Origin of the sequence: Nostoc mirabile CHAB5784 (genome assembly GCF_020829645.1) — a bacterium.
GTDB lineage: Bacteria > Cyanobacteriota > Cyanobacteriia > Cyanobacteriales > Nostocaceae > Nostoc > Nostoc mirabile.
Genome location: NZ_JAIVFS010000076.1, coordinates 12,782 through 38,468, shown reverse-complemented (window position 1 = coordinate 38,468; position 25,687 = coordinate 12,782). Strand labels below are relative to the sequence as shown.

Annotated in this window: 17 protein-coding genes and 2 pseudogenes; 14 read left to right on the top strand and 5 right to left on the bottom strand. The window is 42.5% G+C overall.

The window, feature by feature from the left end:
• The 5 genes from LC653_RS32155 to LC653_RS32135 all read right to left on the bottom strand — a co-directional run.
• A partial coding sequence (locus tag LC653_RS32155) for a two-partner secretion domain-containing protein (RefSeq protein WP_229498665.1) occupies nucleotides 1-4,072 on the bottom strand: 4,072 nt, incomplete at its 3' end.
• 30 nt (nucleotides 4,073-4,102) lie between these two features.
• Nucleotides 4,103-4,912: a DUF928 domain-containing protein gene (locus LC653_RS32150; RefSeq protein WP_229498664.1), complete on the bottom strand. Its 810-nt coding sequence runs from the start codon at nucleotides 4,910-4,912 to the stop codon at nucleotides 4,103-4,105.
• Nucleotides 4,905-7,274, bottom strand: coding sequence for a CHASE2 domain-containing protein (locus LC653_RS32145; RefSeq protein WP_229498663.1), 2,370 nt, complete (start codon nucleotides 7,272-7,274; stop codon nucleotides 4,905-4,907). Before LC653_RS32145 ends, LC653_RS32150 begins: the two co-directional genes overlap by 8 nt.
• Before the next feature lie 20 nt (nucleotides 7,275-7,294).
• A complete protein-coding gene (locus tag LC653_RS32140; RefSeq protein WP_229498662.1) occupies nucleotides 7,295-8,257 on the bottom strand; it encodes a DUF1822 family protein in 963 nt (320 codons plus the stop codon).
• Nucleotides 8,258-8,262: 5 nt separating this feature from the next.
• Nucleotides 8,263-9,015, bottom strand: a complete 753-nt coding sequence (locus LC653_RS32135) for a hypothetical protein (protein WP_229498661.1) — start codon at nucleotides 9,013-9,015, stop codon at nucleotides 8,263-8,265.
• A gap of 523 nt (nucleotides 9,016-9,538) precedes the next feature.
• On the opposite strand from LC653_RS32135, the pseudogene LC653_RS32130 reads away from it, so the two are divergent.
• The 14 genes and pseudogenes from LC653_RS32130 to LC653_RS32065 all read left to right on the top strand — a co-directional run.
• Nucleotides 9,539-9,955: pseudogene (locus LC653_RS32130) on the top strand (3-deoxy-7-phosphoheptulonate synthase); the annotation flags it as partial.
• 275 nt (nucleotides 9,956-10,230) lie between these two features.
• Complete coding sequence (locus LC653_RS32125; RefSeq protein WP_229498660.1) at nucleotides 10,231-11,046, top strand: response regulator transcription factor; 816 nt, start codon at nucleotides 10,231-10,233, stop codon at nucleotides 11,044-11,046.
• A gap of 895 nt (nucleotides 11,047-11,941) precedes the next feature.
• The gene (gene aroF, locus LC653_RS32120) at nucleotides 11,942-13,042 is read left to right on the top strand and encodes a 3-deoxy-7-phosphoheptulonate synthase (protein ID WP_229498659.1); all 1,101 of its coding nucleotides are present in this window, start codon (nucleotides 11,942-11,944) and stop codon (nucleotides 13,040-13,042) included.
• A 55-nt stretch (nucleotides 13,043-13,097) separates the two neighbouring features.
• Nucleotides 13,098-14,798, top strand: a complete 1,701-nt coding sequence (locus LC653_RS32115; protein WP_229498658.1) for an HAL/PAL/TAL family ammonia-lyase — start codon at nucleotides 13,098-13,100, stop codon at nucleotides 14,796-14,798.
• Nucleotides 14,799-14,811: 13 nt separating this feature from the next.
• Nucleotides 14,812-16,347, top strand: coding sequence for a class I adenylate-forming enzyme family protein (locus tag LC653_RS32110; RefSeq protein WP_229498657.1), 1,536 nt, complete (start codon nucleotides 14,812-14,814; stop codon nucleotides 16,345-16,347).
• Nucleotides 16,348-16,398: 51 nt separating this feature from the next.
• Nucleotides 16,399-18,255 carry a thiamine pyrophosphate-binding protein gene (locus LC653_RS32105; protein WP_229498656.1) on the top strand — a complete coding sequence of 619 codons (1,857 nt, stop codon included), beginning with the start codon at nucleotides 16,399-16,401 and terminating at the stop codon, nucleotides 18,253-18,255.
• Nucleotides 18,256-18,281: 26 nt separating this feature from the next.
• A complete protein-coding gene (locus LC653_RS32100) occupies nucleotides 18,282-19,277 on the top strand; it encodes a 3-oxoacyl-ACP synthase III family protein (protein WP_229498655.1) in 996 nt (331 codons plus the stop codon).
• A 69-nt stretch (nucleotides 19,278-19,346) separates the two neighbouring features.
• Nucleotides 19,347-20,018, top strand: coding sequence for a hypothetical protein (locus LC653_RS32095; RefSeq protein ID WP_229498654.1), 672 nt, complete (start codon nucleotides 19,347-19,349; stop codon nucleotides 20,016-20,018).
• A gap of 140 nt (nucleotides 20,019-20,158) precedes the next feature.
• Entirely contained in the window at nucleotides 20,159-20,881 is a 723-nt protein-coding gene (ubiG, locus tag LC653_RS32090) for a bifunctional 2-polyprenyl-6-hydroxyphenol methylase/3-demethylubiquinol 3-O-methyltransferase UbiG (RefSeq protein WP_229498653.1), read from the top strand.
• Between the two features lie 103 nt (nucleotides 20,882-20,984).
• On the top strand, nucleotides 20,985-21,875 hold the full coding sequence (locus tag LC653_RS32085) for a PEP-CTERM sorting domain-containing protein (protein WP_229498652.1): 891 nt from the start codon (nucleotides 20,985-20,987) through the stop codon (nucleotides 21,873-21,875).
• Nucleotides 21,876-22,069: 194 nt separating this feature from the next.
• Nucleotides 22,070-23,464 (top strand): NAD(P)/FAD-dependent oxidoreductase, encoded by a 1,395-nt coding sequence (locus LC653_RS32080; RefSeq protein ID WP_229498651.1) that lies wholly within the window; start codon nucleotides 22,070-22,072, stop codon nucleotides 23,462-23,464.
• A 194-nt stretch (nucleotides 23,465-23,658) separates the two neighbouring features.
• Nucleotides 23,659-23,815, top strand: a pseudogene (locus LC653_RS32075) (indole-3-glycerol phosphate synthase TrpC); the annotation flags it as partial.
• A gap of 138 nt (nucleotides 23,816-23,953) precedes the next feature.
• Nucleotides 23,954-25,012 carry a tryptophan dehydrogenase ScyB gene (scyB, locus tag LC653_RS32070; RefSeq protein ID WP_229498650.1) on the top strand — a complete coding sequence of 353 codons (1,059 nt, stop codon included), beginning with the start codon at nucleotides 23,954-23,956 and terminating at the stop codon, nucleotides 25,010-25,012.
• Nucleotides 25,013-25,193: 181 nt separating this feature from the next.
• Nucleotides 25,194-25,526 carry a prephenate dehydratase domain-containing protein gene (locus tag LC653_RS32065; RefSeq protein ID WP_308189174.1) on the top strand — a complete coding sequence of 111 codons (333 nt, stop codon included), beginning with the start codon at nucleotides 25,194-25,196 and terminating at the stop codon, nucleotides 25,524-25,526.
• The last annotated feature ends 161 nt before the right edge of the window (nucleotides 25,527-25,687 follow it).

Below are 25,687 nucleotides of genomic sequence, written 5' to 3'. Positions count from 1 at the left end.
TGGGAGTGGGGGTTGTTGGTTTATTAGTAACAGGTGGTAGGGAACGGTTGTTATTGTTGGGTTTAAAAGGCACCCAATCTATTTGGGTTGCATCTGGAGTGAGAATGTCTTTGGGATTGGGTGGTAACCCGCCACGTCCGGTAATCACAAATCGGTTTTGAGCGTAACCTGGACTGTAACAACCTTGGGCTAGTTGGGTGTCAACTGGTACTATTGGCAACTCAACCAAGCCACTGTTGGGGTCGATACCAGGTGTATTAAGTTCTACAGTGCCATTAAGCTGAGGACTTGCTCCAGTAGCGGTAATATCACTTGTGCTATTAGATGCCACATCTCGGAATTGTGTACCAAAGATGCCAGAGGCATTGATTTGCACTCTTCCACCACGAAAGTTATCCGAATTGGCACTGATGTCGCTGTTTCCGAAAGCAATAAGAAAATCGGTGTCAATGTTGATGTTGCCGCCAATAACGTCTTTGCCCGTGGCGTTAGTTCTGATATTACTATTGCGACTCATGATTAAACTTTCTGAGTTAATGTTAATTGTCGCTTGCTCCCTACTTGGGTCAAATCTAGCACTTTGTGTGTTACCACGAAGTACGGCATTATTGTTTAAACGGATAGAGCGGGCATTTAATGTCATGATACCTGCGGTTCCTATTCCCGAACTCTGTACGTTTATTTGAGATCCATCTTGCACTAATAAAGTATTAGTTTTAATTGTCAAATCACCCGCGTTTCCTGTTGAGTTGGGTGCTGCGGAAGCATACAAGCCACTGGCAAAGCTACTATCAGCACTTTCCCCAATAATTTGCACATGTTGGGCATCAACGCTTAAATTTCCTCCCTCGCCTCCACCAAATGTAGCAGCACTTACCTGCGCCCCATCTTTGAGTAGCAGAGTATTAGTTTTAATAGTCAAATCACCTGCATCCCCTTTTGAGTTTGGTTCTGCGGAAGCAGATAAGGCACTGGCAGACCTACCATCAGCACTTGTGCCAATAATTTGAACATCTTGGGCATCAACACTTAAATTTCCTCCCTCGCCTCCACCAAATGTAGCAGCACTTACCTGCGCCCCATCTTTGATTAGCAGAGTATGAGTTTTAATTATCAAATCACCCCCATCCCCTGTTGAGTTTGGTTCTGCGTCAACCCTCAAGGCACTGGCAGACCTACCATCAGCGCTTGTGCCAATAATTTGCACATTTTGGGCATCAACACTTAAATTTCCTCCCTTGCCTCCACTCCATGTACTAGCACTGACCTGCGCCCCATCTTTGAGTAGCAGAGTATTAATTTTAATAGTCAAATCACCTGCATCCCCTTTTGAGTTTGGTTCTGCGGAAGCATACAAGCCACTGGCAGACCCACCATCAGCACTTGTACCAATAATTTGCACATCTTGGGCATCAACGCTTAAATTTCCTCCCTCGCCTCCACCCAATGTACCAGCACTGACCTGCGCCCCATCTTTGAGTAGCAAAGTATTAGTTTTAATAGTTAAATCACCTGCATCCCCTGTTGAGTTTGGTTGTGCGGAAGCATACAAGCCACTGCCAAACCTACCATCAGCACTTGTACCAATAAATTGTACATCTTGGGCATCAACGCTTAAATTTCCTCCATCGCCTCCACCCCATGTACCAGTAAATACCTGCGCCCCATCTTTGAGTAGCAAAGTATGAGTTTTAATAGTTAAATCACCCGCATCCCCTGTTGAGTTTGGTTCTGCGTTAGCAAACAAGCCACTGCCAAACCCACCATCAGCACTTCTCCCAATAATTTGCACATCTTGGGCATCAACGCTTAAATTTCCTCCCTTACCTCCACCCCATGTACCAGTAGCTACCTGCGCCCCATCTTTGAGTAGCAAAGTATGAGTTTTAATTGTCAAATCACCCGCATCCCCTGTTGAGTTTAGTTCTGCGTTAGCAAGCAAGCCACTGCCAAACCCACCATCAGCACTTCTCCCAATAATTTGCACATCTTGGGCATTAACGCTTAAATTTCCTCCCTTGCCTCCACCAAATGTACTAGCACTTACTTGTGCCCCATCTTTGAGTAGCAGAGTATGAGTTTTAATAGTCAAATCACCTGCATCCCCTGTTGAGTTTGCTTGTGCGGAAGCAAGCAAGCTACTGCCAAACCTACCATCAGCACTTGTGCCAATAATTTCTATATCTTGGGCATCAACACTTAAATTCCCTCCGTCGCCTTCACCCGATGTACCAGTACTTACCTGTGCTCCATCTTTGAGTAGTAGAGTATTAGTTTTAATAGTCAAATCACCTGCATCCCCTGCTGAGTTTGCTTGTGCGGAAGCAAGCAAGCCACTGCCAAACCTACCATCAGCACTTGTGCCAATAATTTCTATATCTTGGGCATCAACACTTAAATTCCCTCCCTTGCCTCTACTCCATGTACTAGCACTGACCTGCGCCCCATCTTTGAGTAGCAGAGTATTAGTTTTAATAGTCAAATCACCTGCATCCCCTGTTGAGTTTGTGCCAGCAAACAAGCCACTGGCAATAATTTGCACATCTTGGGCATCAACGTTTAAATTTCCTCCCTTACCTCCACCCCATGTACTAGCACTGACCTGCGCCCCATCTTTGATTAGCAGAGTATTAGTTTTAATAGTCAAATCACCTGCATCCCCTGTTGAGTTTGGTATTGCGTTAGCATACAAGCCACTGACAAACTCACCATTAGCACTTGTGCCAATAATTTGCACATTTTGGGCATCAACGTTTAAATTTCCTCCCTTGCCTCCACCCCTTGTACCAGTAGATACATATGCCCCATCTTTGAGTAGCAGAGTATTAGTTTTAATAGTTAAATCACCTGTATCCCCTGTTGAGTTTGGTAGTGCGGAAGCAAACAAGCTACTGCCAAACCTACCATCAGCACTTGTGCCAATAATTTCTATATCTTGGGCATCAACATTTAAATTTCCTCCCTTGCCTCTACTCCATGTACTAGTACTTACCTGCGCTCCATCTTTGACTACCAAGGTTTCAGCATTAATATTAATATTGCCTGCCTGCCCCCTTGCTTCTACGAACACGCTATTATTAATCAAACTGCTGTTGTTAACACTAATTACTCCTGTTGCATTCAGATCAATATTTCCTGCTTTACTATTATTAGAACCCAGCCCTCTGTTTATGCCGGCTAACAGTCCACTCCCTCCTATAATCTCTAAATTCTGGGCATTAACTGCGATACTACCACCATCATTGGCAGCCACATATATAAGAGAGCCTCTGCTCAGTAAAACATCGCTTCTTTCCACATTGTCGGGAAAACTTAAACTTAGATTATTACCATAGAAATTTAACCCGATAGTTCCTGTACCTTTTAACCCACCTAAATCAACTCGTCCATCAAAAGCAAACAAGCTCCCACCATCCATGTTGATACCACCGCCTACCAAAAGCAAACTTTTACCATTTGGTACGCGTAAACCTCTTGCTATAAACTCAGAAGATGGATTCAAACCAGAGGGAGCGACTGAGTTATTTTGGATAGATGCGGTTTTGATTTGATTAAATAGTAAGGCGGAAGGATTGACCGTTAGCAGTGATGAAGAACTTTCTGGATTTTCAGCACTAAAAAAACTTTGATCACCAAATCCAATTGCCGATGCTGTAGTCGCTACAAAAGAACCACCAACATTCAATTGGGCATTCTGACCAAAAATAATCCCATTGGGATTTATTAAAAACAGGTTAGCCGTACCCTTAGTGCTGATTATCCCATTAATATTAGATACAGATCCACCCGTTACTCGACTAATGATATTTTGAATATCTAGAGCATTATTAAATGAAGCAGTGCCACCAATAGGCACAGAAAATTCGCCAAAGCTGTGAAACAAATTACTTCCTGTTTGTGTTCCTCCAGTAATATTAAAAGTATTCCCATCCCTTGTAATACTGGAATTGTTGGGCAATGTGCCATCTGGAGCAATTTGAGCGAAAACATGCTCTTGCGAAAAAGCAATCAATTGGCTGCCCATCGCCAAACCACAATACCAATATCGCCAATCTTGAGTTATCCCTAACATTGTACCCACCCGATTACTCGTCTGATTTTGTCAGTTTTCTAAGTTGTAATGCTGTACAATTGGCTCTTTAGCAATATCTTGTAAGCCAATGGCATTTAATAGGTCAACCCAATCTTTATTAAGAGTTGCATTCTGCGAATTTGCATGGCGCAGTTGTCCTAAATTAGTTAGGGCATCGTACCAAATATTATTAGCGCTATAAGCAATGTACTCCCTTGGCTTTACTGTCTTTAATTGACTATCAAGAGCCTGAGTCAGCACCTGCCTTTGCACAAACCCATCTACATAAAAATTGTCAGATGTTTTTCCCACATCACCACAATAAATATGAAAGTACCAATGATATTTTTTATTTGCTTTTAAGGAATATTGCGGTTGTGGTGGAGTAATGCTAATAATACCACGTTTTCCAGACAGAGTAAGAGGTGTTCGATAAACATTCTGTACATCTTGACCATCCTGCATCTGTAACACAAATTCTGCGGAACGGGCAGTCTCTGGTAGTTCAGGAACATAAAACCAAAAAGTTGGATTTTCTGCAACTGTTGATGCCAAGACTGATTTTCCTCCATCACCAGGTACTAAAGCAGTAAGACTCGCCAGGGACTTAGGACACTCAGGATTACGCCCAGCCCCTGCTTTGCGCCGACCTGTAGGTGCGCCGTTTCTGGGCAATGTCGGTTGCTGGAAGGATTGGAAATGCGAATTTTTAACAGGGTTTTGAATCGAATTAGTCAGTTGTGCCTGCACTGATTGCAAATGACTTGTTGCACTAATAATTAGCAAAGAAATTGTGCAAGTCTCTTGAATTCTTTGGATTAGTAATTTTTTTCTAATCATGATTAAAATTTAATTTTCTTCTTTTATCAAGATGAGAACGTCTAAACCATGAAATTACAATTACTTGGGTAGTTAACACCGCTAATACTGGGGGGATAAGTGGCACCCATCCAGCCAGTATAAAAATGCCAAAACATAACCCAAATAGTATTAAAAGTTTTACTATCACTACTAGTCCCAAGTATAGCGGTTTTGAATAATACCACGCTGTAATACCTCCTAACAATGACCATCCCCATACCCAAAGTGTCTCTATCCATCCAGACCACCACCACAACAAGGGTCTGCGGTCTAAAACTGCACTGAGGATTTGACTTAGCATCTGTGCTTGTACGAACACCCCCGGTATCTGCTTTTGCTTCTGCTTTGCACTAGAACTGAATGGTGTCTTCCAATAATCGTTCGTGTTGGTAGGGGCAGAAAGACCAATAAGAATAACACGGTCTCTAAGTGATTGAATTGATTCTAGGGGTATTTTTTCATCTAACACATCTCTCAAACTAACTTGCTCGGCAATTTTTTCAACAGAAGGGAGAGAACTATAATTTAACAATATTTGATAACCAGATGCATCAACTTTTTGATAACCGCTAGTGTGTTCGTTTAATGGCTTAAACACAACATTATCAATTTGTAAAAAACCTGATTCTGTAACACTTGATCTTTTCCCTTCTTTATCTAAATAATGAAGTGCTAGTTGGAGATTAAAAGCATATTCTGTGGTACATAGAGATGTTGGAGGAGGAGTCAAATATAAAAGCTGACGACGAGCAATAACTTCATCATCTGCAACAAAATCACTAAAACTTAACCGTTCCTTTGGAACTCCATCAGGTGACGGAATACCATCACTATCACCATCATCATCAGTTGTAGCAACTTTGCACACAAAAAATAGACGATTATCCTGGCTAAAACGAGTGGCTAAATTTGGATATTTGGGATCTACAGTCCCATCACGGTAAATATCTAAACCGATAGTTCGCGGTTGGTACTTATTTAATTTATCTAATAATTGAGCGAGGGCTTGGTCGGATAACGACCATCGCATTTGCATCCCTTTATTGATTTGGTACTGAATATCTGCTTCATCAATAGTAATAATCAAAATCCGTTCATCAGGTTTTTCAGTCACAAACTGCGATCGCAATTGCATAAAATGGTCAAAAGCCTCTAACTCCGATGTTTGCAGATAACCCCAATACCGCACCCCCATAACCAAACTTGTTACCAAAAAGCTTGCCAGCAATATGGTCAAAACACTCTTGGTAGTGATCATCTTTCGGTGTAACTGCCAAGTCATTGGCGCTTCCAAAGGATTTTGACAAATTACTGGTAACCAAGTTGCACAAGGATATTCATCTTCTATGCCTTCGAGTCTTTTTCTCGCCTCGCGCAGCGCAGAATATAAAGATTGCCCACTGGAAAATTCTGTTAAAAAATGTTTTAAAAATTCCTGTGCTACCAAGTCTGGGACTGGTTCGCGCATGACAATGACTTGGGGAATGTGTAAATCCTCTAATGCTTCTGCTAACCCTAAGCCATCACATGAATTGAAAATTGCCAAACGCAATCCACTCTCAATTGCTTTTGTGAGTCCATGTTTTAATCTATCTAGAGTAATTGTCGTAGTTGGATTAATTTGCAGAACTCCTTTTTCTTGACTATAACTATGTCCTGCAAAAAATAAAATATTCCAACCTTGATCCCAAAGTTCATTACTTAATTCCTTTCGTTGTGGTTCAAGGAGAAACTTTATTTTAGCTTGGTTTGATAATTTTTCTAAAAATCGTTTATCCTGACTAATATCAATCCCTTTACTATTGCCAAAAATCGCTAATATTCTAACTTTTTTTTCTTTAATATATATTTTATTTTGTCGTTGTGGCTCTAATGGACTGAGCGCTACTTCGGCATTTGGATAATCTTCAAAGAAATTCCACAAATGCCAAGGAAGCCGCCGCAATAATTTATCACTAGTTGCAATCATAAAACGAATTTCTTCATTTGGATTTAATTGCGTGCGTAACTTTTTCTCTATTTTGTGAAACTGCTCCGAGTTGAGCCAGATATTAATTCTAGATGATAATTCCTCACATAAATTGTTAAATTCAACTTCTGAAAAATTTGTAACATCAGTTTCTTCGATTTCCAAGCGTACAGACCAACCATAATAGCGGTAGAGAGCCGAGTATAGTATTTGCCAATTTCGATAAAGTTGGGGAATTTCTGGTGCTGCTGGTAAACTACCACGAAATTCCATCGCCCGATGATCATTTGTCAACCCAAGTTGAACTGTGACATCGGGGAAGCCTTTGTAGAGGTCTCCCTTACCCAAATTTAAAACAACTAACTTACTCATTGCATTCCGACAAAAAAATGTCAGATGACAAAAGCCTCTTTGATTGTGAAATCACCATTAGACACTTGTATATTAAAGCCTTCTCCAGAATACCCTCTAAATCGTTTTAATTGAATAAAATTATCATTACTTCGTGATACAACTTCTTGGATATTTTCTCCTGATTCTGATAGTAAATTCATTCTCAGGTTAGATGGCAAATAAGTTTTTCCGTTCCCTGGATGTAATTGTACTAGTATTTCTACTTTATCTTCAGAATAAGGTGCGATCGCTATTAACAGCACTACACATTGATTTCCAACTTGTAATCCCAAATCTATTATTTTTGCTCGTGCTACATTGCCTTCACGCTTTGATGAAATACTTCTTAAGGCAAACTTTTTATCATTATTTATACTGCTGAAAACTTCTTCTAGAGCCATCCAACTATTTTCAAACAGATTCTCGAACCATTGGTTTAAATTTACCCGTATTTGGCTAGCACTGAGTGCAGGGTGAGCAACAGCGTCAGGAATACAGTCGAAGAGGAAATTAAGGGGTTTGAGGCTTGCTAGTGGTATTTGCTCCCAATCAGAAGGAATATTAACTCTTCTAACAAATCCCAACAACTGCACTTCATTTAACTGCTCGCTAAACTGGACAGCCACATAACCAATTCTATTTTCCATCACTTCAGGTGGTAGGGAAATTACTGTTTCACCAGGTTGAACTGGACGACACTCTAACTTACCAATGTTGGGAAGAACTAAATCGGCAACATCAAATAAAGCTCGTTTAAGAGGATGCCAACTATCACCTTCTTCTAGAGCAGTATCAATCCACAGCCATTTCAGGTAACTGTAAACAGCATAAACTGCTAGTGTATTCAAATATATTTGTTTCCCTTTTTGAGGCGTAGTTTGTTCAACAGCAAACTGGCGGGCAATGGCATGAGCTTCTTGTCCAAGTGTAATTTTTAAGCAAAGTGTTTCTGTGCTACTCATGGCTGTTAATTAGATTGATATCCGAGTTGAATGGCAACTTCTTGCAGGAGCGGTATTGCTTTTAATTTCCAGTGGGATACTAAAGTTTGGTAATTGATTTGACACTCACGCGCAATATCAGCAAGTGTATCTGGTGGGTTCTTAAAGATGAACAGCAACCTCTGGCTGAGTATTTGGCAGTTACATTCGGGGTGTTTACGAGGATAGCAATTCCGTAGCTGCTTGTCTGGGTCTTGCTCAATGTAATCCGCTAGGCTTGCCACTAAGTACTGTTGTGAGTTCTGTTGCAACTGTTCTAAATAAATTTCTAGCCCACTTAGAACATACGGGTTAGATGGTGTCCCTAATAACCTTCCTTCTTCTGATACTCGTTCTAGCCAACTTGTTATCTCTGCATCTGCATCCGAAATATTTTCATCCAAGGAAAGCTGAAGCCTCCTTGTTTGAGGGGCAGATGAGGAATTTAAATCTTTAATACGCCAGGAAAGGTAGCCTTTGAGCCATTTTACTAAGTCAGTTCGTACTGAAGATGTACGTGGCTGAAAGTTTCTGATATTGTGGCTTAACCACTCCAAACTTTGGTTTAAGGCATCTAAAAAGTGGTCGGGGCAGTCCATGCTTGAGTATTTTCTAAATTCCGGTAGTCCCTGAATTAAAATCAGAAGCCGACTCATAGCTTTTCGCCATTCCCGGCTGCCGTCTGGGTGTTGACAAACTGCTGCTATCAATTGGCGTAGGCGCTCATCCTGATCATCCATAAAAGCTTTTACCAAAGAATAATACAGTAGACACAACACAGCAGCACAGTTATAAGCACTGCTTTATTTGACCTTACTCTTATATCAGGCAAGAATCAAAAAAATATGAAAACTTTAGAATTGTGCTTACTAATCCTTGAGATCCAGTCCAGGAGCAGATAAGAGAAATTATTTAAAGCAAGTTGGTCGGGGTGTTGTATTTTTCATAGTTATCCAAATTTTCACTGATATAGGATTAGAGGCTTGACTTGGAAAAAGATTTTGAAAACTTTTTACCAATTTAGCTTCCGAATAGTTTTCATAATTTTTCATTTTTAGTCTGATTTAGAAGTAATAGGTTGCTTAAAAGAGTAGTTAAATTTAAATTAATCTGCACTTGTTAAATACCGTGTTATAAATTGGAACAATTTTTGCAAAAGTAATTATTTGGGTTAAGGGGCAACAAAAAATCGCTTAATTGATAACTTTTACAAGAATAAGTGAGGATTTTATTTGATGATTATCGTTATGAAACCTGGCGCTCCTCCAGGATACAGCTGATCTAGACAAAGTTGCTCAAGTCGCAGATGTGATCCAAATTGGCGCTCGTAATATGCAGAATTTTTCCCTGCTCAAGAAAGTAGGAGCGACAGGAAAGCCAGTACTCTTAAAACGTGGGCTTGCAGCCACCATCGAAGATTGGTTGATGTCAGCTGAATACATTTTGGCTGCGGATAATCCCAATGTAATTTTATGTGAACGGGGGATTCGCACATTTGACCGCCAGTATACACGGAATACCTTAGATATATCTGCAATCCCAGTGTTGCGATCGCTGACTCACTTACCCATCATGATTGATCCTAGCCACGCCACTGGCTTCTGTGAATTCGTGCCAACGATGGCAATGGCGGCGATCGCAGCTGGTGCAGATTCCTTGATGATTGAAGTTCACCCGAATGGCACGCTTGTTAAGCGCAAATCCTTGAGATTCATGGCTTTGTGGTGTGGGGAATTAATTCGATCTTGCTCTGTTTGACGCACTAAAATTCAATTGCCTTAAACACACTCAGCCTACACCCTGCCCAAACTAGGTTTCACGTTTACAAGCGTGACATTCCGTTTATATGGTAAGACTTGTAAAAAACTTTTTGGTTTACTGGCAATTAGTGGTGACATATAACGCTATGTCAATCAAAGCAACCATTATTAATTGCAATATTTTCGGAGGAGACGGTGAAAAAAATTCTGGTGATTGAAGATACAGCCTCAACCCGAAATCTTTTTCTAGAAGCCATTAAAGCTAAAGGTTTCTATACTATAGGTGCTGAAAACGGCCTTATCGGTGTCCAACGAGCACAGGAAGATTTACCCGATTTAATAATCAGCGAAATAGCGATGTCAAAACTCGATGGTTACAGCGTCCTAACGAAGCTGCGTCAAAATCCAGATACAGAGATTATCCCCTTGATTTTTGTAACTACTAAAGTGAGTAAGGCTGACATCCGCAAAGGTATGGAGATGGGCGCGGATGACTATCTCACTAAGCCCTGTACCGTACAGGAATTATTGAGGGCGATCGCAGCCTGCTTGGAAAAACGAGCCTTTCTCCAACAGTGCTACACTGCACAGTCACAGCCAGTCCCAAAACCACCACTAGCTGACACCACAAGACAGTTTGATTTGGAGTCGATTTTTCCATATGACCCTGATTTAATGGAGGTCTTCCACTTCATAGAAGCCAATTATCATCGACCAATTACCCTCAGCAATGTAGCTAATGCAGTTGGTTACTCCTCGCCTTACCTCACAAACTGGGTGCGACGCCAAACTGGACAAACTGTGCAAAACTGGATTATCCAGCGCCGGATGGCAGCAGCACGTTTCTTGCTTTTGAAAACTAATGAGAGAATAGAAGAAATTGCTATGAAGGTGGGCTATCAAAATTTGGTTCATTTCTTTCGCCAGTTTCGTACAAATCATGGGACAACTCCCCAAGCTTGGAGAAAGTTACAACTATCTCAGGAAAAAGAAGAGCTACAAAAGTGTTAGTCCTGTCAACAAATTGTTTATTGCAGAGCATTGCACATTTTGATAAACTTGTTGTTAATTGCAGTGTTCTTGATGTTTTAGATACTACTGTTTTGAGGATGGCTACAAATGGTTATAGTTAAAGAGGATAGATGCAATAGGTTTCTAATCTAAGAGGATATTTTAAAAGTGGTTTGTTGTAATTTTAAGCACTGTTTAATCTCCCCTACCCCCCCTTATAAAGAGGGCAACCGGAATCAAAGTCCCCTTTTTAAGGGAGATTTATGGGTATCTAAAACGTTTTGCTACTGACAAAACGACTTTTAAAACATCCTCTAAAATCAAAAATGGGTAGTGTTTAAACCGAATCTTAAATTTCTTAGGCATAAATAAACATAAGGACCCAACAAATCTCGTTTTTGCTAGTGTCTACTAATGGTTAATTGTGTTTTTACTATCCATTAGCCACAAAAACGTATGCTTATTTGTGCTCTCTTACTTATTATTCTGCTTTAGCTAGAATGACAAGTAAGTAACAATAGTTTCCCTGTTTTTGCTCTCAATCACCATGAAAGTCGTCAAGAATTCCAAAAAACTATTGAATGAGTGAAGGGTGTTTATTAGTCCTAGAAGTTTAACCACATTAATATTGTGCCAAATATTGTGCAAAAAGCTTGTTACCAACCTTATTTTTGATAATTAAAAAAATAATTTTAAGGTTGGTGGATGTGAAAATATAGCTTTTTCAAACTTCATCGGCAAGTAGATTGTAAATATTACTTTTTACTTTGCCTAAAAAGGGAAAATGCAATCAAGTAATACTTGTAGCGTTTTAAGTAAAGTTCAAATGAAACGAATGACATCATGTGAATGTAAATCACTATGATTTGCAATATTTAAGGAGGATTTTAAATCAATGATTATCGTCATGAAATCCTGTAGCCCAGCAGCAGAAATTGAGCAAATCAGCGAAGAAATTCGCCGCTGGAATATAACAGCAGAAAAATGTGTAGGTCAGGACAAAGTAGTGATCGGTTTGATAGGTGATACCGCAGAGATCGATCCCCGACAAATCCAAAATTTAAGCCCTTTTATTGAGCAAGTTATACGGGTGAAGAAGCCCTTTAAAAGGGCTTCAAGAGAATTTCGCTATAGCGAACCAACTGATGTAGTTGTACCAACACCCAATGGGCCTGTAACCTTTGGTCAAAACCATTCTTTAGTCTTAGTAGCTGGGCCCTGTTCCGTAGAAAACGAAGAGATGATTGTAGAAACGGCACAGCGAGTCAAAGCAGCAGGAGCGCAGTTTTTACGAGGAGGAGCCTACAAACCTCGTAGCTCACCTTACGCTTTCCAGGGTCATGGTGAGAGTGCCTTAGAGTTGTTAGCTCAAGCTCGCGTTGTCACTGGGCTGGGGATCATCACGGAAGTCATGGATACAGCTGACATCGATAAGGTTGCATCTATCGCAGATGTGGTGCAAATCGGTGCCCGCAATATGCAGAATTTTTCGCTCCTCAAGAAAGTAGGAGCAGCAGGTAAACCAGTTCTGCTCAAGCGCGGACTTGCAGCCACGATTGAAGATTGGTTGATGTCAGCAGAGTACATTTTGGCAGCAGGCAACCCCAATGTGATTCTGTGTGAGCGGGGAATCCGTACCTTTGACAAACAGTACACCCGCAATACCCTTGATATATCTGCGATCCCAGTATTACGTATGCTGACTCACTTGCCCATCATGATTGATCCCAGCCACGCCACTGGTTTTTCAGAGTTTGTACCTACGATGGCAATGGCGGCTATAGCAGCTGGCGCAGATTCGTTGATGATTGAGGTTCACCCCAATCCAGCAACCGCACTTTCAGATGGTCCTCAATCTTTAACGCTGGAAGGATTTGAGCAATTAATGCAAGAAATAGCTCTTTTAGGCACATTCTTTGGTCGTTGGACTCAAAACCATCGCGCTACTACAACGCCAAAGTTTGCTCCAAGAGTTTCCTCCATTGCAGGCGTTTGAACAAGTTTATCACAAGCGTACAACTAGCTGTCCCGAAGGAGAAATAAACCACAACATGAATACAGCATCCCGAGTCTTGAACACAACAAGAAATTGTTCATCACCCTTGTTTGGAAATTTAGACAAAATTGTAGTTGTGGGCGATCGCAACCTGACAATGAACGAAGTCGTCAGTGTGGCTCGTTATGGAACTCAAGTACGCTTAACCGATAATCATGATGTCTTGCGAGGTGTGCAGGCATCCTGTGACTACATCAACAACGCCGTTGAAACGGGAGCGCCAATTTATGGCGTCACAAGTGGCTTTGGCGGAATGGCAAATGTCGTGGTTTCCCGCGAAGATGCGGCTCTGCTGCAGAACAACATGATGTGGTTTCTCAAGTCTGGATCAGGTCAGAGATTAACCCTAGCTGATGTACGCACCGCTATGCTGTTGCGGATCAACTCTCACTTACATGGAGCCTCTGGTATCAGACTCGAACTTATCCAGCGCATGGAGACGTTTTTGAATGCTGGTGTGACACCGTATGTTTATGAATTTGGCTCGATTGGTGCGAGTGGAGATCTGGTGCCGTTATCCTACATCACTGGAGCTCTAACCGGTCTTGAATCTTCTTATAAGGTTGACTTCAACGGCACAGAAATGGACGCGCCAACAGCGCTCAGTAAGCTGGGTTTACAACCATTGCAACTCCTTCCCAAAGAAGGGTTGGCGATGATGAATGGCACCTCAGTCATGACAGGGATTGCTGCTAATTGCGTTTACGACACCAAAATTTTATTAGCACTTTCGGTGGGCGCGCACGCTTTAGCTATCCAAGGTTTGAATGGTACTAATCAATCATTCCATCCATTTATCCACCAGCTCAAACCGCATAGCGGGCAAAAATGGTCAGCAGCGCAAATGTTTAACCTGCTCGCAGGTTCACGCTTAGTACGCAATGAGTTAGATGGTTCTCATGACTATCGCGACGATTTGATTCAAGACCGTTATTCTCTGCGTTGTCTTCCACAGTATATGGGCCCGATTGTTGATGGCATTGAAGAGATTAAAAGACAAATTGAAGTGGAAATTAACTCTGCCACAGACAACCCACTGATTGATGTACAAAATCAAGCTAGTTATCATGGTGGCAATTTCTTGGGACAGTATGTCGGTGTGGGAATGGATCGGCTGCGCTACTACATTGGGTTGTTGGCTAAACACCTGGATGTACAAATAGCCTCTCTCGTAGCGCCAGAATTTAACAACGGATTGTCACCCTCTTTGGTTGGTAATCAAGAGCGTACTGTCAACATGGGGTTGAAGGGTTTACAAATAGCTGGAAACTCCATCATGCCACTATTGACCTTTTATGGAAATTCCATAGCCGACAGATTTCCTACCCACGCTGAACAGTTTAACCAAAACATCAACAGCCAAGGTTTTGCTTCTGCCAATTTAGCACGGCACTCAGTTGGAATCTTTCAACAATATATGGCGATCGCCTTAATGTTTGGCGTGCAAGCTGTTGACCTACGGACATATGTCATGGATCGTCATTACGATGCGCGTGCGTGTTTGTCCCCCGCAACTGCAAACTTGTATGTGGCACTGCGCGAGGTCGTTGGACAGCCACCAACGACAAACCGACCATACATTTGGAACGATTGCGAGCAATCTTTAGACGAGCACATTGCGCTGATTGCGGCTGATATCGCTGCTGGCGGTCGGATTGTGCAAGCTGTTAATGATATTTTGCCAAGCTTGAAGTGAGTCTGCAAAATTTATGAACATTGCACACAATGTAGAACGCGGTGGTCGATTTTTTCCTAACAAAACGGCTCTGATTTTTGAGGGAAAATCTTTTACTTACAAAGAACTAGATGAGATAGCAAACCGCCTTGCCAATGCCTTGCGTGGATTGGGTATTAAACGCGGACAAAGAGTAGCATTATTGCTGCCAAATATTCCGGAATTTGTGATTTCTTATCTTGGCATTTTAAAAATTGGTGCCATAGCAGTCTCATTAAATGTTATGCTAAAAAAGAATGAAGTCAAATTCATTCTTGATGACTGCTCTGCCAAGGCATTAATTACAACAGAATCTCTTAGCGAAAATGTGCCCGATTCAGAATTACCTGAACTTAAACACATTTTGATTGCAGAGGGTCAAACAAGAATTGGAATCAGTCTAGATCATCTCATCTCAAGTGCTTCACCTTCCGCTTCTGCGGTTGAAATGGACCGCGATGAGCCAGCAGCCATTATCTACACATCAGGTACAACAGGCTTTCCCAAGGGGGCAACGCTTTCGCATGGTAATGTGATTTCCAACGTCTACGCTGCTAACCATTGTTATCACACTCAGCCTCTTGACCGATTACTGCTTTTCCTACCCCTATTCCATTGCTTTGGTCAAAACGCTATTCTCAACGCTGGATTGCACAAGAGTGCAACTATCGTACTGCAACGCCGTTTCGATCTGGAGCAAGTTCTCTCGACCATTGCCAGCGATCGCGTCACGATGTTCTTCGGAGTGCCAACAGTTTTCATTAAACTGCTGAATACAAACACATCTGACTATGACCTGAGTTCGGTGCGCTACTACTTTACAGCCGCAGCAACCATGCCAATGGAAGTGACTCAAAGATGGCAATCAAAGCATGGCATGGTCATTTATGAAGGATATGGTCTGACTGAAACTTCCCCCTTTTCCACCTATAACCACGACTTGAAATACAAACTCGGTTCAATTGGTACTCCCATCGAGAATGTGGAAATGAAGATTGTCAATCTTGATGGTGAGTCGGTACAACCAGGGGAAGTTGGCGAGATAGTTGTCAAGGGTCCGAACGTCATGCTTGGTTATTGGAATCGCCCCGAAGAAACTGCTCAAGTTATCAAAAATGGTTGGTTTCATACTGGCGATATTGGTCGGATGGACTCAGACGGCTACTTCTACATCGTTGACCGCTTGAAAGACATGATAAATCTCTCTGGCTTTAAGGTGTATCCTGCCGAAGTGGAAAATGTGATTTATCAACATCCAGCGGTTGCTGAATGTGCTGTTTACGGCGTTCCAGATCAGGTAAAAGGTGAGATAGTCAAGGCGAATATCGTACTAAAGGCTGCGCACACAATTACAGAAGAACAAATTATTGAATTCTGTTATGAAAGAATGGCAGCCTACAAAGTTCCCCGTGCTATTAATTTTGTCGATTCAATTCCCAAAAATCCGATTGGTAAAGTTCTTAAGCGACTACTACGCGAGGAAAAACTTGCGGTTGTGTCCCATAGAAGTGTAAGTTTGCTTGCTCAGTAAAGGTAAATATGGAATGACTTTCTATATATAGGAAAACAAGGAGATTCCACAGTGACAAGCACAGAACACATTTATACTCCAGCTTTCCCTGCTACTGAGCGACCATTAGCACTCGACAGGTTTGGTCGGTTCGGGGGTAAGTATGTACATGAAAAGTTGAAGATAAGTGATGCAATAGTAAAGGTTCTCATTTCCCTAGATGTGCGCTACGTATTTGGTGTCAGCGGCGCGAATATTGAACACCTGCATGATGCGATTCATCGGCTAGGTGAAGGAAAGCTAAAATCGGTAATGGCTAAGAGCGAAGACGGAGCAGCTTTCATGGCGGACTGCCGAGCAAGGGTTCACCGAAGTTTGGGTGTATGCTGCTCAACATCTGGTGGGGGAATGATGAATCTCATTGCTGGTATCGCCGAGTCCTATGCTGATTCAGTGCCTGTTCTGGCTTTAGTTGGACAGCCACCCTCAGCGCTTGAGGGAAAAGGAGCTTTTCAAGATTCCTCCGGAATCGGTCGTACAGTAGATAGCATAAAGCTTTGGAGTGCCGTTACCAAGTATGTAGCGAAGATTTCCAAATCCGAAGACTTCTGGTATCACCTGACTCATGCTATTAAAGCTGCTGTTTCTGGTCGTCCCGGACCGGCTGTTCTTTTGTTTCCTCGCAACATCTTTGAGCAAGAGGTCGAACCTTGCCCAGAAATCTGGGCTGATGAACTTAAAACACTTATCCGTCCTCCACAAGTGACATCAGAGATGATTCGTCCTCTTTTCGAGGAGATTTATCGGGCTAATAATCCCGTACTCATTTTGGGAGATGGGGTAAGACGGTGCAGCAATCCGCAAGCAGTAGTCAACTTTGCTCGTTGTGTTGATTTGCCAGTGATGACGACTCTAGGGGGACGTGGTAATTTTCCCAATGATGATCCTCTGTATTTGGGAATGCTAGGTGTTGCGGGCCATCCTTCTGCTCACGCCTACTTGAAAGAGCAAGCAGATTTGCTGATTGTTGTTGGATGTGATCTCAAGTTCATGACACGACAGCCAATCCAATCTGCACTCCTTGACAAGAAAATTGCGGTAGTGAATGTAGATGTTGATCAGATCAGCCGTACTATTTCTCCAGATCTGGTCGTGGAAGCAGATGCAGGAGTGGTCTTCAAAGGGCTTTTGGAATTGCTCAAGCAAAAGCCTTTCAAGCATAAGCCACCTCAAGGCTATTATTTGAAGATATTCAAGCAGTTTCCTGCCCCACCAATCTCCTCAAACGACCCGATGCCGATAGCAGACAGTCAGTTGCTGTTGCAAAGTGAGGCGATTGCCATTGTGCAAGAGTTCCTTCCGGAGAATGGACATATCCTCTTCGACGCTGGCAATTGTGCCGCCGCCGCACTTCACTTAACAAAAGTACCATTCGGATCTAGTTCTACAATCGCGCTTGGTATGGGAGGGATGGGTTATGCGATCGCAGGAGCAATTGGTGCTCAACTAGGCTCACCAAAAGGTACGCGAACAGTAGTTTTTGCTGGTGACGGTGCTTTTTTAATGACCGGATTGGAAATCCATACAGCAGTCGATTTGCAACTCCCGATCTTGTTTGTTGTGTTCAATAACAATATGCATGGCATGTGCGTCATCCGTCAACAACTCTTTTTTGAGTCACGATTGGAATGCGTGCGTTATGCACCAGTGGATATTGCAATGATTGCTCAGGGTTTTGGTCCTTCCCATCGACTTTGGGCGGGAAGTGCTGGCACCACTGCCGAATTGCGCCATCAACTTGAGGACTATATGAAACACGCTGACCTTCCGGGAGTTTTGGAACTTCGGCTCTTGCGTGAAGAAATGCCACCGTTTACACCTTTTCTGAGCGAAGATGCACCGACAATTCCCATTGGTATTAAGCTCTGACAATGATGTTCAAAGGAGGTAAAACAATGCCCAGCGCACAAATTGTAGATGTTGTTAGTTTTATGCCGGAGCGTATTGTTGATAATACTGAACTCATATCTAGCTCCGAAGATGAATTAGAGAAAAACCCCTTTTTCAAGGGAGTCAAGCAAAGACGCTTCGCCTCACCAGAATATCAGTCCTCCGATTTGGGGACTTATGCTCTAAAGAAGCTGCTAGAACGAACCGAGACTAAGCCAGAAGAACTTGACCTGATCTTGTATTCCTGCATATTTAACGATTTTTTCTGCCCCGGTATTGGATCGGCAATTCAATATGGGGTTGGGGCAAACCGAGCAACAGTTTTGAATATTGACACAGGTTGTAGTTCCTATCTGTCGATGCTAAATACTGCCCGTGCCTTCATTGAGTCAGGGTTGTACAAAACAATTGCTGTTGTCACTGTCACCAACTACATTTCCCGGCTGCCAGAACTTCAAAATTCCAAGCGGTATTCGGTGCTTGGCGACGGAGCATCAGCAACGTTATTAGTGGATGGCCAATCTAGTTTTGTAGCAAGTTATGAGCGTTCTTATGGAGAACACTACGGGCTTTTAGTTGGACAACCCGACTTAGTGGATGGTCGCTTTTTAAACTATTGGGAAAACGGTTCTGGACAGATTACTATCAATTTCTCACAAGAGATGTTAGATACTTTACGATCAAATGCTTTGAGACTTGTTCCCGAAGCGGTCAGTAAATGCCTTTATCAGGCTGGTCTATCTTCTGATGATATATCGCTACTGATTACTCATCAGCCTAATGTCTTGTTTATCAAGGAGTGGCGTGAGCGAATCGGTATCGGTGAGCCACGCGTTCATGACACTATCGAGTGTTACGGAAACCTTTTTCAAGGTTCAATACCTGTAACCCTTGCTGATGCCATAGAGAAGAATAAAGTGCAATCTGGCGATTTGCTGGCACTGGGGACTTTCTCGAATGGAGGAGATTTTGTCAGTTCGACAGTCATACGTTGGCGATAGCACTGCGCTATGCATTCAGTTTTGCACTATAGTTTGGCTTTTTAGATTCAGATAATGTCAGGAGGAACTATGCAATTACGCGACAATTTAGAACTGTGGACTAAGGACAGCCTTATCACCAAGGGAATTAAGTCAAAAGAGATACCAAATGTGTATGTCTGTGAAGATCATGGTATTCCAGAGGCTATGGCAAAGCTTAACGAGATTACCAAGGAAACTTATTCACACGAGGAGATATATGGCAACTACTGTACTGTCTCCGAGTACATTCAATGTCCGGTAGACATGGCTTTTAAGTATGCTGCCAACATCTATAGTTTGGAAGAGTGGACATTCAGCACGCGTGACTTACAACACCTTGGTGGTGGTCTTTATAAAGGTGTAGACTATTTAGCTGAGAATACCTCTATCTACATTCGTGCTGAAGCTTACCCCGATTCTAAAGTGGTTGACTATCCCTGTGCCTGGGATCAGGGAGAAGAACTTTGGATGCGATATCATTTCCGTTTTCTTGACGCAATGCCAACACTTCGTAAGCCCGGAACTGTTATGTTCTGGACTAACTGCAAACACCCGTATTACGAGCGCAACGTTACTGATGTTCCAGATTATATATTCAAGAATCGCGAACGTAGCGATCGCATCTGGGTAGGCGATTTTTGGCAACATTTTTATGCAGCTCACTTGCTTGAAGCAAGGAACATGAAAGCTATTTTAGAGTATCGCTTTGCTAATGGCTAGTTGTAGCTGCAAGTTCTTGAGAATTTCAATCTTATTTAAGAGTTTGTTTCTGTCCTAATCCTCTTCTGCCACTTTTTGTTTTCGGAGAGTGACAGAAGAAGGTTCAGCTAGTTCACAGATTAATTTAGGAGGATAAAGATATGCAAGTACAGAATAAACAGTTTGATGACTACGATTACAACTCGAATGCTGATAAATGGTGGAACGAAGGTACAAATCTCCACGCCCTATTCTATTTTAATAAGCCCAGATTTGAATTTTTTGACCGTCATGTCCCGAATTGGCAGGGTTTGAAGGCATTGGATGTTGGGTGTGGCGGCGGCTTTACCTGTGAATTTATGGCAAAGAGAGGTGTAATTGTATCAGGCATAGATCCAGTTATAAATTCCATTCAAGTAGCTCAAGAACATGCTAGCAAAAGTGGACTAAAAATTGACTACAAGCATGGTTTTGCTGAGAATTTACCCTATGATGACAATTCATTTGACATTGTTACATGTGTTGATGTTCTAGAGCATGTCGCCGATTTGAACAAAGTTCTTTCAGAAATCAATCGGGTTCTCAAACCAAATGGACTGTTTCTATTTGATACTATAAATAGGAATTTCAAGTCTAAAATTATAATGATTTGGATTTTAGAAAATATTACGAAGGATATTGACCGTGGCGTTCACAACTGGCAAAAGTTTATTAAGCCTAAAGAGCTACTTCATTTATTAAAAGACAATGGCTTTGCTGATACCCTTATTAAAGGCTTTCACTTTAAGGGCAGAGATAAAAAAACGGGAGAAATTAGAGTTATCCTAGACGAGGATACATCTGTGATGTACATTGGTAAAGCGGTTAAAACGTCGCATTATTGATGTATTAAAGCAAAGCCGACACCAATTGTTCGCCTTGCAAAAGTCTTGTACTAGGGCTAGTAAGATTCAGATTTGTCATGAGTTTTTAAAGGTACATTTGTCTATGGCTACTGTAAAAAACTTATCTATGGCTATCACTGGAGTGGTGTTTTCCATTTTTGTGAGTAGCTCTAGAGTAAAAGCTCACGTTGTTGATTTCCCACATACTAATTCCCCACCTATTGATTTACTAAAGGTGACATCGTCCTTAACTGGAAAAGCTTTTGATTTCCCCGATGTAATAACGAATCCAAACCCACCGCAGGTATTGTTTGGGGGGGGCGAAGTCCTTACCTTTCTAAAATCAACTGAAGATACCAACGGACAGTACGTTCTAATCGGTGGTGAAGGTCAACCGGGAAACATTATACTGCCGCACATTCACTTTGATTCAGACGAGTGGTTCTACATCCTTGATGAAGGGGTTAGGCTGTACCTAGGGGATCAGATTTATCCTAAAGGTATAACCCCTGGAATGAATGCTCCAAAAGGAAACCTCTACGCCATAGATACAAAACCTGGAGATTTATTCTTTTCTCCGAGGGGCCAGATCCACGCACATCAAATCATTGGAACAAAGCCAGCGAGAGAGTTGATAGTTGCCTCACCCTCTGGAAATCTTGATAAGTGGTTCCAGCTAGGAGGTGTACCAGTTACAGACCCATCTAATTTGCCAGAGCCAGATTTTAGCAAACTGGGAGCAGCTATAGCAGTAGCCGCTGATTACGGACTAATCCTTAGTTCTAATTTTGGTGAATTAGAAGACAAAGTATACTTTGATGTTCCAGTTCCAGATGAAATCGTTAAGAACAACCGTGCTGACGAATTAATAGCATTGTTAGATAACAATGCTAGACCAGTACCCGAACCTTCTTCTGTTTTGGGCGTGTTAGCATTTGGTGCTTTTTGTGCAATTTCAATCCGGAAGCGCAAACACAAAAGAAATGTTTTTTAATTTCCATCACTACACGACGAATGGTGAAGTTTGCGTTTCTCGTTTTGTAATTAAGACTTCGTTCGATAAAGCTGCGACTCAATGTTCTACAGGATGAAGTACATATGAACACCCACAATCATGTCCATTCGTTTTCCAACCAACTAAATACTGGTCGCCATGCCGTAGTTATTGGTGGCAGTATGGCCGGTTTATTGGCAGCTCGCGTCCTGATTGATTACTTTGAACAGGTGAGCATCATTGACCGCGATACCTTTCCCGACGTGCCTGAACCCCGTAAGGGTGTACCCCAGTCGTATCATGCTCACGCACTGCCAGAAAAAGGGCAAGAAATTATCAACAGACTGTTTCCAGGCATCTTGGATGAGCTACGCGCAGGCGGAGCGTCTAGCACCTATGGGGTTATGCCAACGGCAGTCGTCACACCCACTGGCAAGCTGCCCTTGGTCAAGCAAGACGGCGAGTCTCTAGGGTTCAGTCGGTTATTGTTGGAGTGGCAGGTCCGTCGTCGGCTCGCGGCTCAAGCTGGGGTATACTTCCTCACTAATTGCAAGGTTACGGGCCTGTTGTCCACACCAGACCGGGCAAGGGTGATCGGGGTTCGTCTGCACCATCAAGATAAGGACGCTAGTCCTGAAATGATACAGGCCGATCTTGTTGTAGACGCTAGCGGTCGCTACTCAAAGGCTCCCGAATGGCTCGTCGAGCTTGGATACGCAGTTCCTCCTGAAGAGAGTGTTAACTCTGGGACTGGTTACGCTTCCCGCATTTACGCCAAACCCACTAACTTTCCCGCAGCTTGGCAACACCTTGTCATCTTTGGTCATCCCCCCCACAATCCTCGCTCTGGCTTCATCATGAGCAACGAACATAATAAATGGCATGTGTCACTGGTCGGCTCTGGTGGCAACTATCCACCGACTAATGAAGCGGGCTTCTTGCAATGGGCACATGACCTGTCAGACCCTAGCCTCTATGAGGCCATCCGAGTTGCCGAACCCCTCTCCCCGATCCAGGGTTTCCGCGTTCCCCAAACCCGGTTACGCCACTTCGAGCGATTAGACCGTTGGCCAACTGGCTTTATTGTTACTGGTGATTCCGTCTGTGCCTTCAACCCCGTTTATGGTCAGGGGATAACCGTCAGTGCGCTGGAGGCACTGGTCTTGGATGAATGTCTGCGCCACTACAAACATTGTAACAGGCAGGGGTTTGAGCGGCTCTTCCAGCAGCAACTAGCCAAAACCGTCGCTGCGCCCTGGTTCATGTCAAGCAGCGAGGATCTGCGTTGGTCAGGGGTGAAGTTGAGTGGAGCAAGACCCCGAATTGGTCTGGGAATCCTCCACCACTACATAAATCTGGTTCTACAGCAAGCCTGTGACGATCCTAAGGTGACTCAGGCTTATCTCAACGTGGTGGGTATGATGGTGCCACCGCAGTCGCTGATGCAGCCCAACATTCTCCTGCGCGTCTTCTGGGGAGCGATCAAGTCAATTAATCAAGCGGCTACCTCAAACCCAGCAAACCTTGAGCAATTTCCCCTATCATCCGAAGCGATCACGCTACATGAAACACCAGACAAAGTTGGATAACTGTAGCCAAACCCCTCAATCTAAGAATATTACTTAACAACTTTAGGCAATTAGTGGGGGCTTCAAACCCGCGACTTTGCGTGTTGATCACTAAACCAAAGATCAGCGTGGGGGCTTGGACTGTTTACTCGTCAGCTAGTCGCACAGGAGTCATTCTGACTCCTGGCTCCTGAGTTCTGAGTTATTTCTTGACCAAGAAAGCCTCAGCTAGTAAAGGAGTCTATCCGTGCTGACTTTGGCCCATTCGAGATTGCTCAGGCATACGAAGGCAGCAATGCTGCTTGTTTATCAGTGCTAACCGACCAGAAATTTTTCCAGGGCAGTTTTGATAATCTGCGGGTGATTAGGCAAGTTGAAAGCAGTGCTTCTCAATCCTGCTGTAAACAAACAAGCAATACCTTCATTCTAAGCAAGGAGAAAAATCTACATTTTCTTTTTCTTTCCAAATTGTTGACATATTTTGCTAAATCTGATTTATAGGAAAAAAGCATGAAACTTTTTGAAACCATTAAAAAGATGGGCCATGAGCAAATTTTCTTTTGCCATGATGAAGAGTCAGACTTGAAAGCAATTATTGCGATACATGACACAAGCCTAGGTCCAGCTATGGGAGCTACACGTCTATGGCCTTTTGCCAGTGAGGAAAAGGCTTTACAAGACGCTCTTCGCCTAAGTCGTGGTATGACCTACAAAGCTGCTTGTCTTAACATTCCTATTGGAGGAGGAAAAGGAGTCATTATTGCTAATCCTGAAAATAAAACAGATAAATTGCTCAGAGCATATGGACGTTTTGTCCAAAAACTCAATGGACGTTTTATTACAGGTCAAGATGTTAATCTTTCTGTTGAAGATGTTCGTACGATTCGCAGTGAAACTAATTATGTTGTTGGCGTATCAGAAAAAGGTGGAGGACCAGCGCCTGTCACAGCTAGAGGAGTTTTTTTAGGAATTAAAGCCGCTACAGAGTTTTGTTTACGTACACAAGAGCTTGATGGGCTAAAAGTTGCAGTACAGGGATTGGGAAATGTAGGCAAAAATCTCTGTCATTACTTACATGAGCATGGTGTAAAACTTTTTGTAAGTGACTTAAACAGGGAAAATACAGAGTATATTAAACACCTTTATGGAGCAACGGTGGTAGAGCCAAACGAAATTTACTGTCTTGATGTTGATGTTTTTGCTCCCTGTGCTTTAGGAGGAGTTCTTAACAGCGCAACAATTCCTCATATTAAAGCTCCGATTATTGCTGGTGCAGCAAATAATCAGCTTGAAGATGAGCAAATAGACAGTATGCTTCTTGAATCTAAGGGAATTCTTTATTGCCCAGACTATGTGATTAACGCTGGAGGATTGATAAATGTCTACAATGAAATGATTGGATATGATGAAGAAAATGCTTGGAGACAACTTAAGAATATTTATAACACTCTTATGGAGATTTTTATTAGGGCTAAACAAGAGGAATTAACTACACACGAGGCTTCTAAACGTTTAGCTCACGATCACATTCTCAGAGCAAAAAAACTAAGAGAGTGCGTAGCTAAATAGTCTTGATTGTTCGAGATTGTAAGCTAGCCACCGTTAACTAGTTTTGTCCCAAAGTCTATCATAGATTCCGTTCCAGCCTGAAGGGCTGGGACAAAGCTAGCTTGGTTTTTTGTCGTGCTTAATGCCTGCATTAAGTGAACTCGAAACAGCCTTTAAGCAATAAAGTTTTCTGTACTGATTTATGGTAACAGCACCTGTTTTTACTAATCAGATGGTCATATCAGTTGCACACTTGGGACCACCAGGCACTTACAGCGAAGCTGCAACTATAGCTTATGTTAAGGAACTAGAGGCGCAAACAGGACAACAAGTGCTGTTACGTCCTTATTCCAACATAGCCCAAACAATACAAGCACTGGCAAATGGTCTGGTTGATTTCGCAGTTGTGCCAGTAGAAAATTCTGTGGAGGGCGGTGTCTCTATGACACTAGATACGAATGGCACTAAGAAAAGCCGAAACGCTTGTGGGTTAAGCAGTTTGCTTTCATATTTCGTAATTCGTGCCGGGGTTTAGTCATTAAGGGGTAAGCTTTCGGGCGGCGTTTACGGACTCGTGCCTCACTTCTTGCGGGGCGATCGGGAACAGCCTTGTGAGCGATAAGTTTAAGTAAAGTGAGATAAATTCGCTGACATTTTGTTGAATGAGCAGCTAATAATTCGGGAATAAAGTTATTT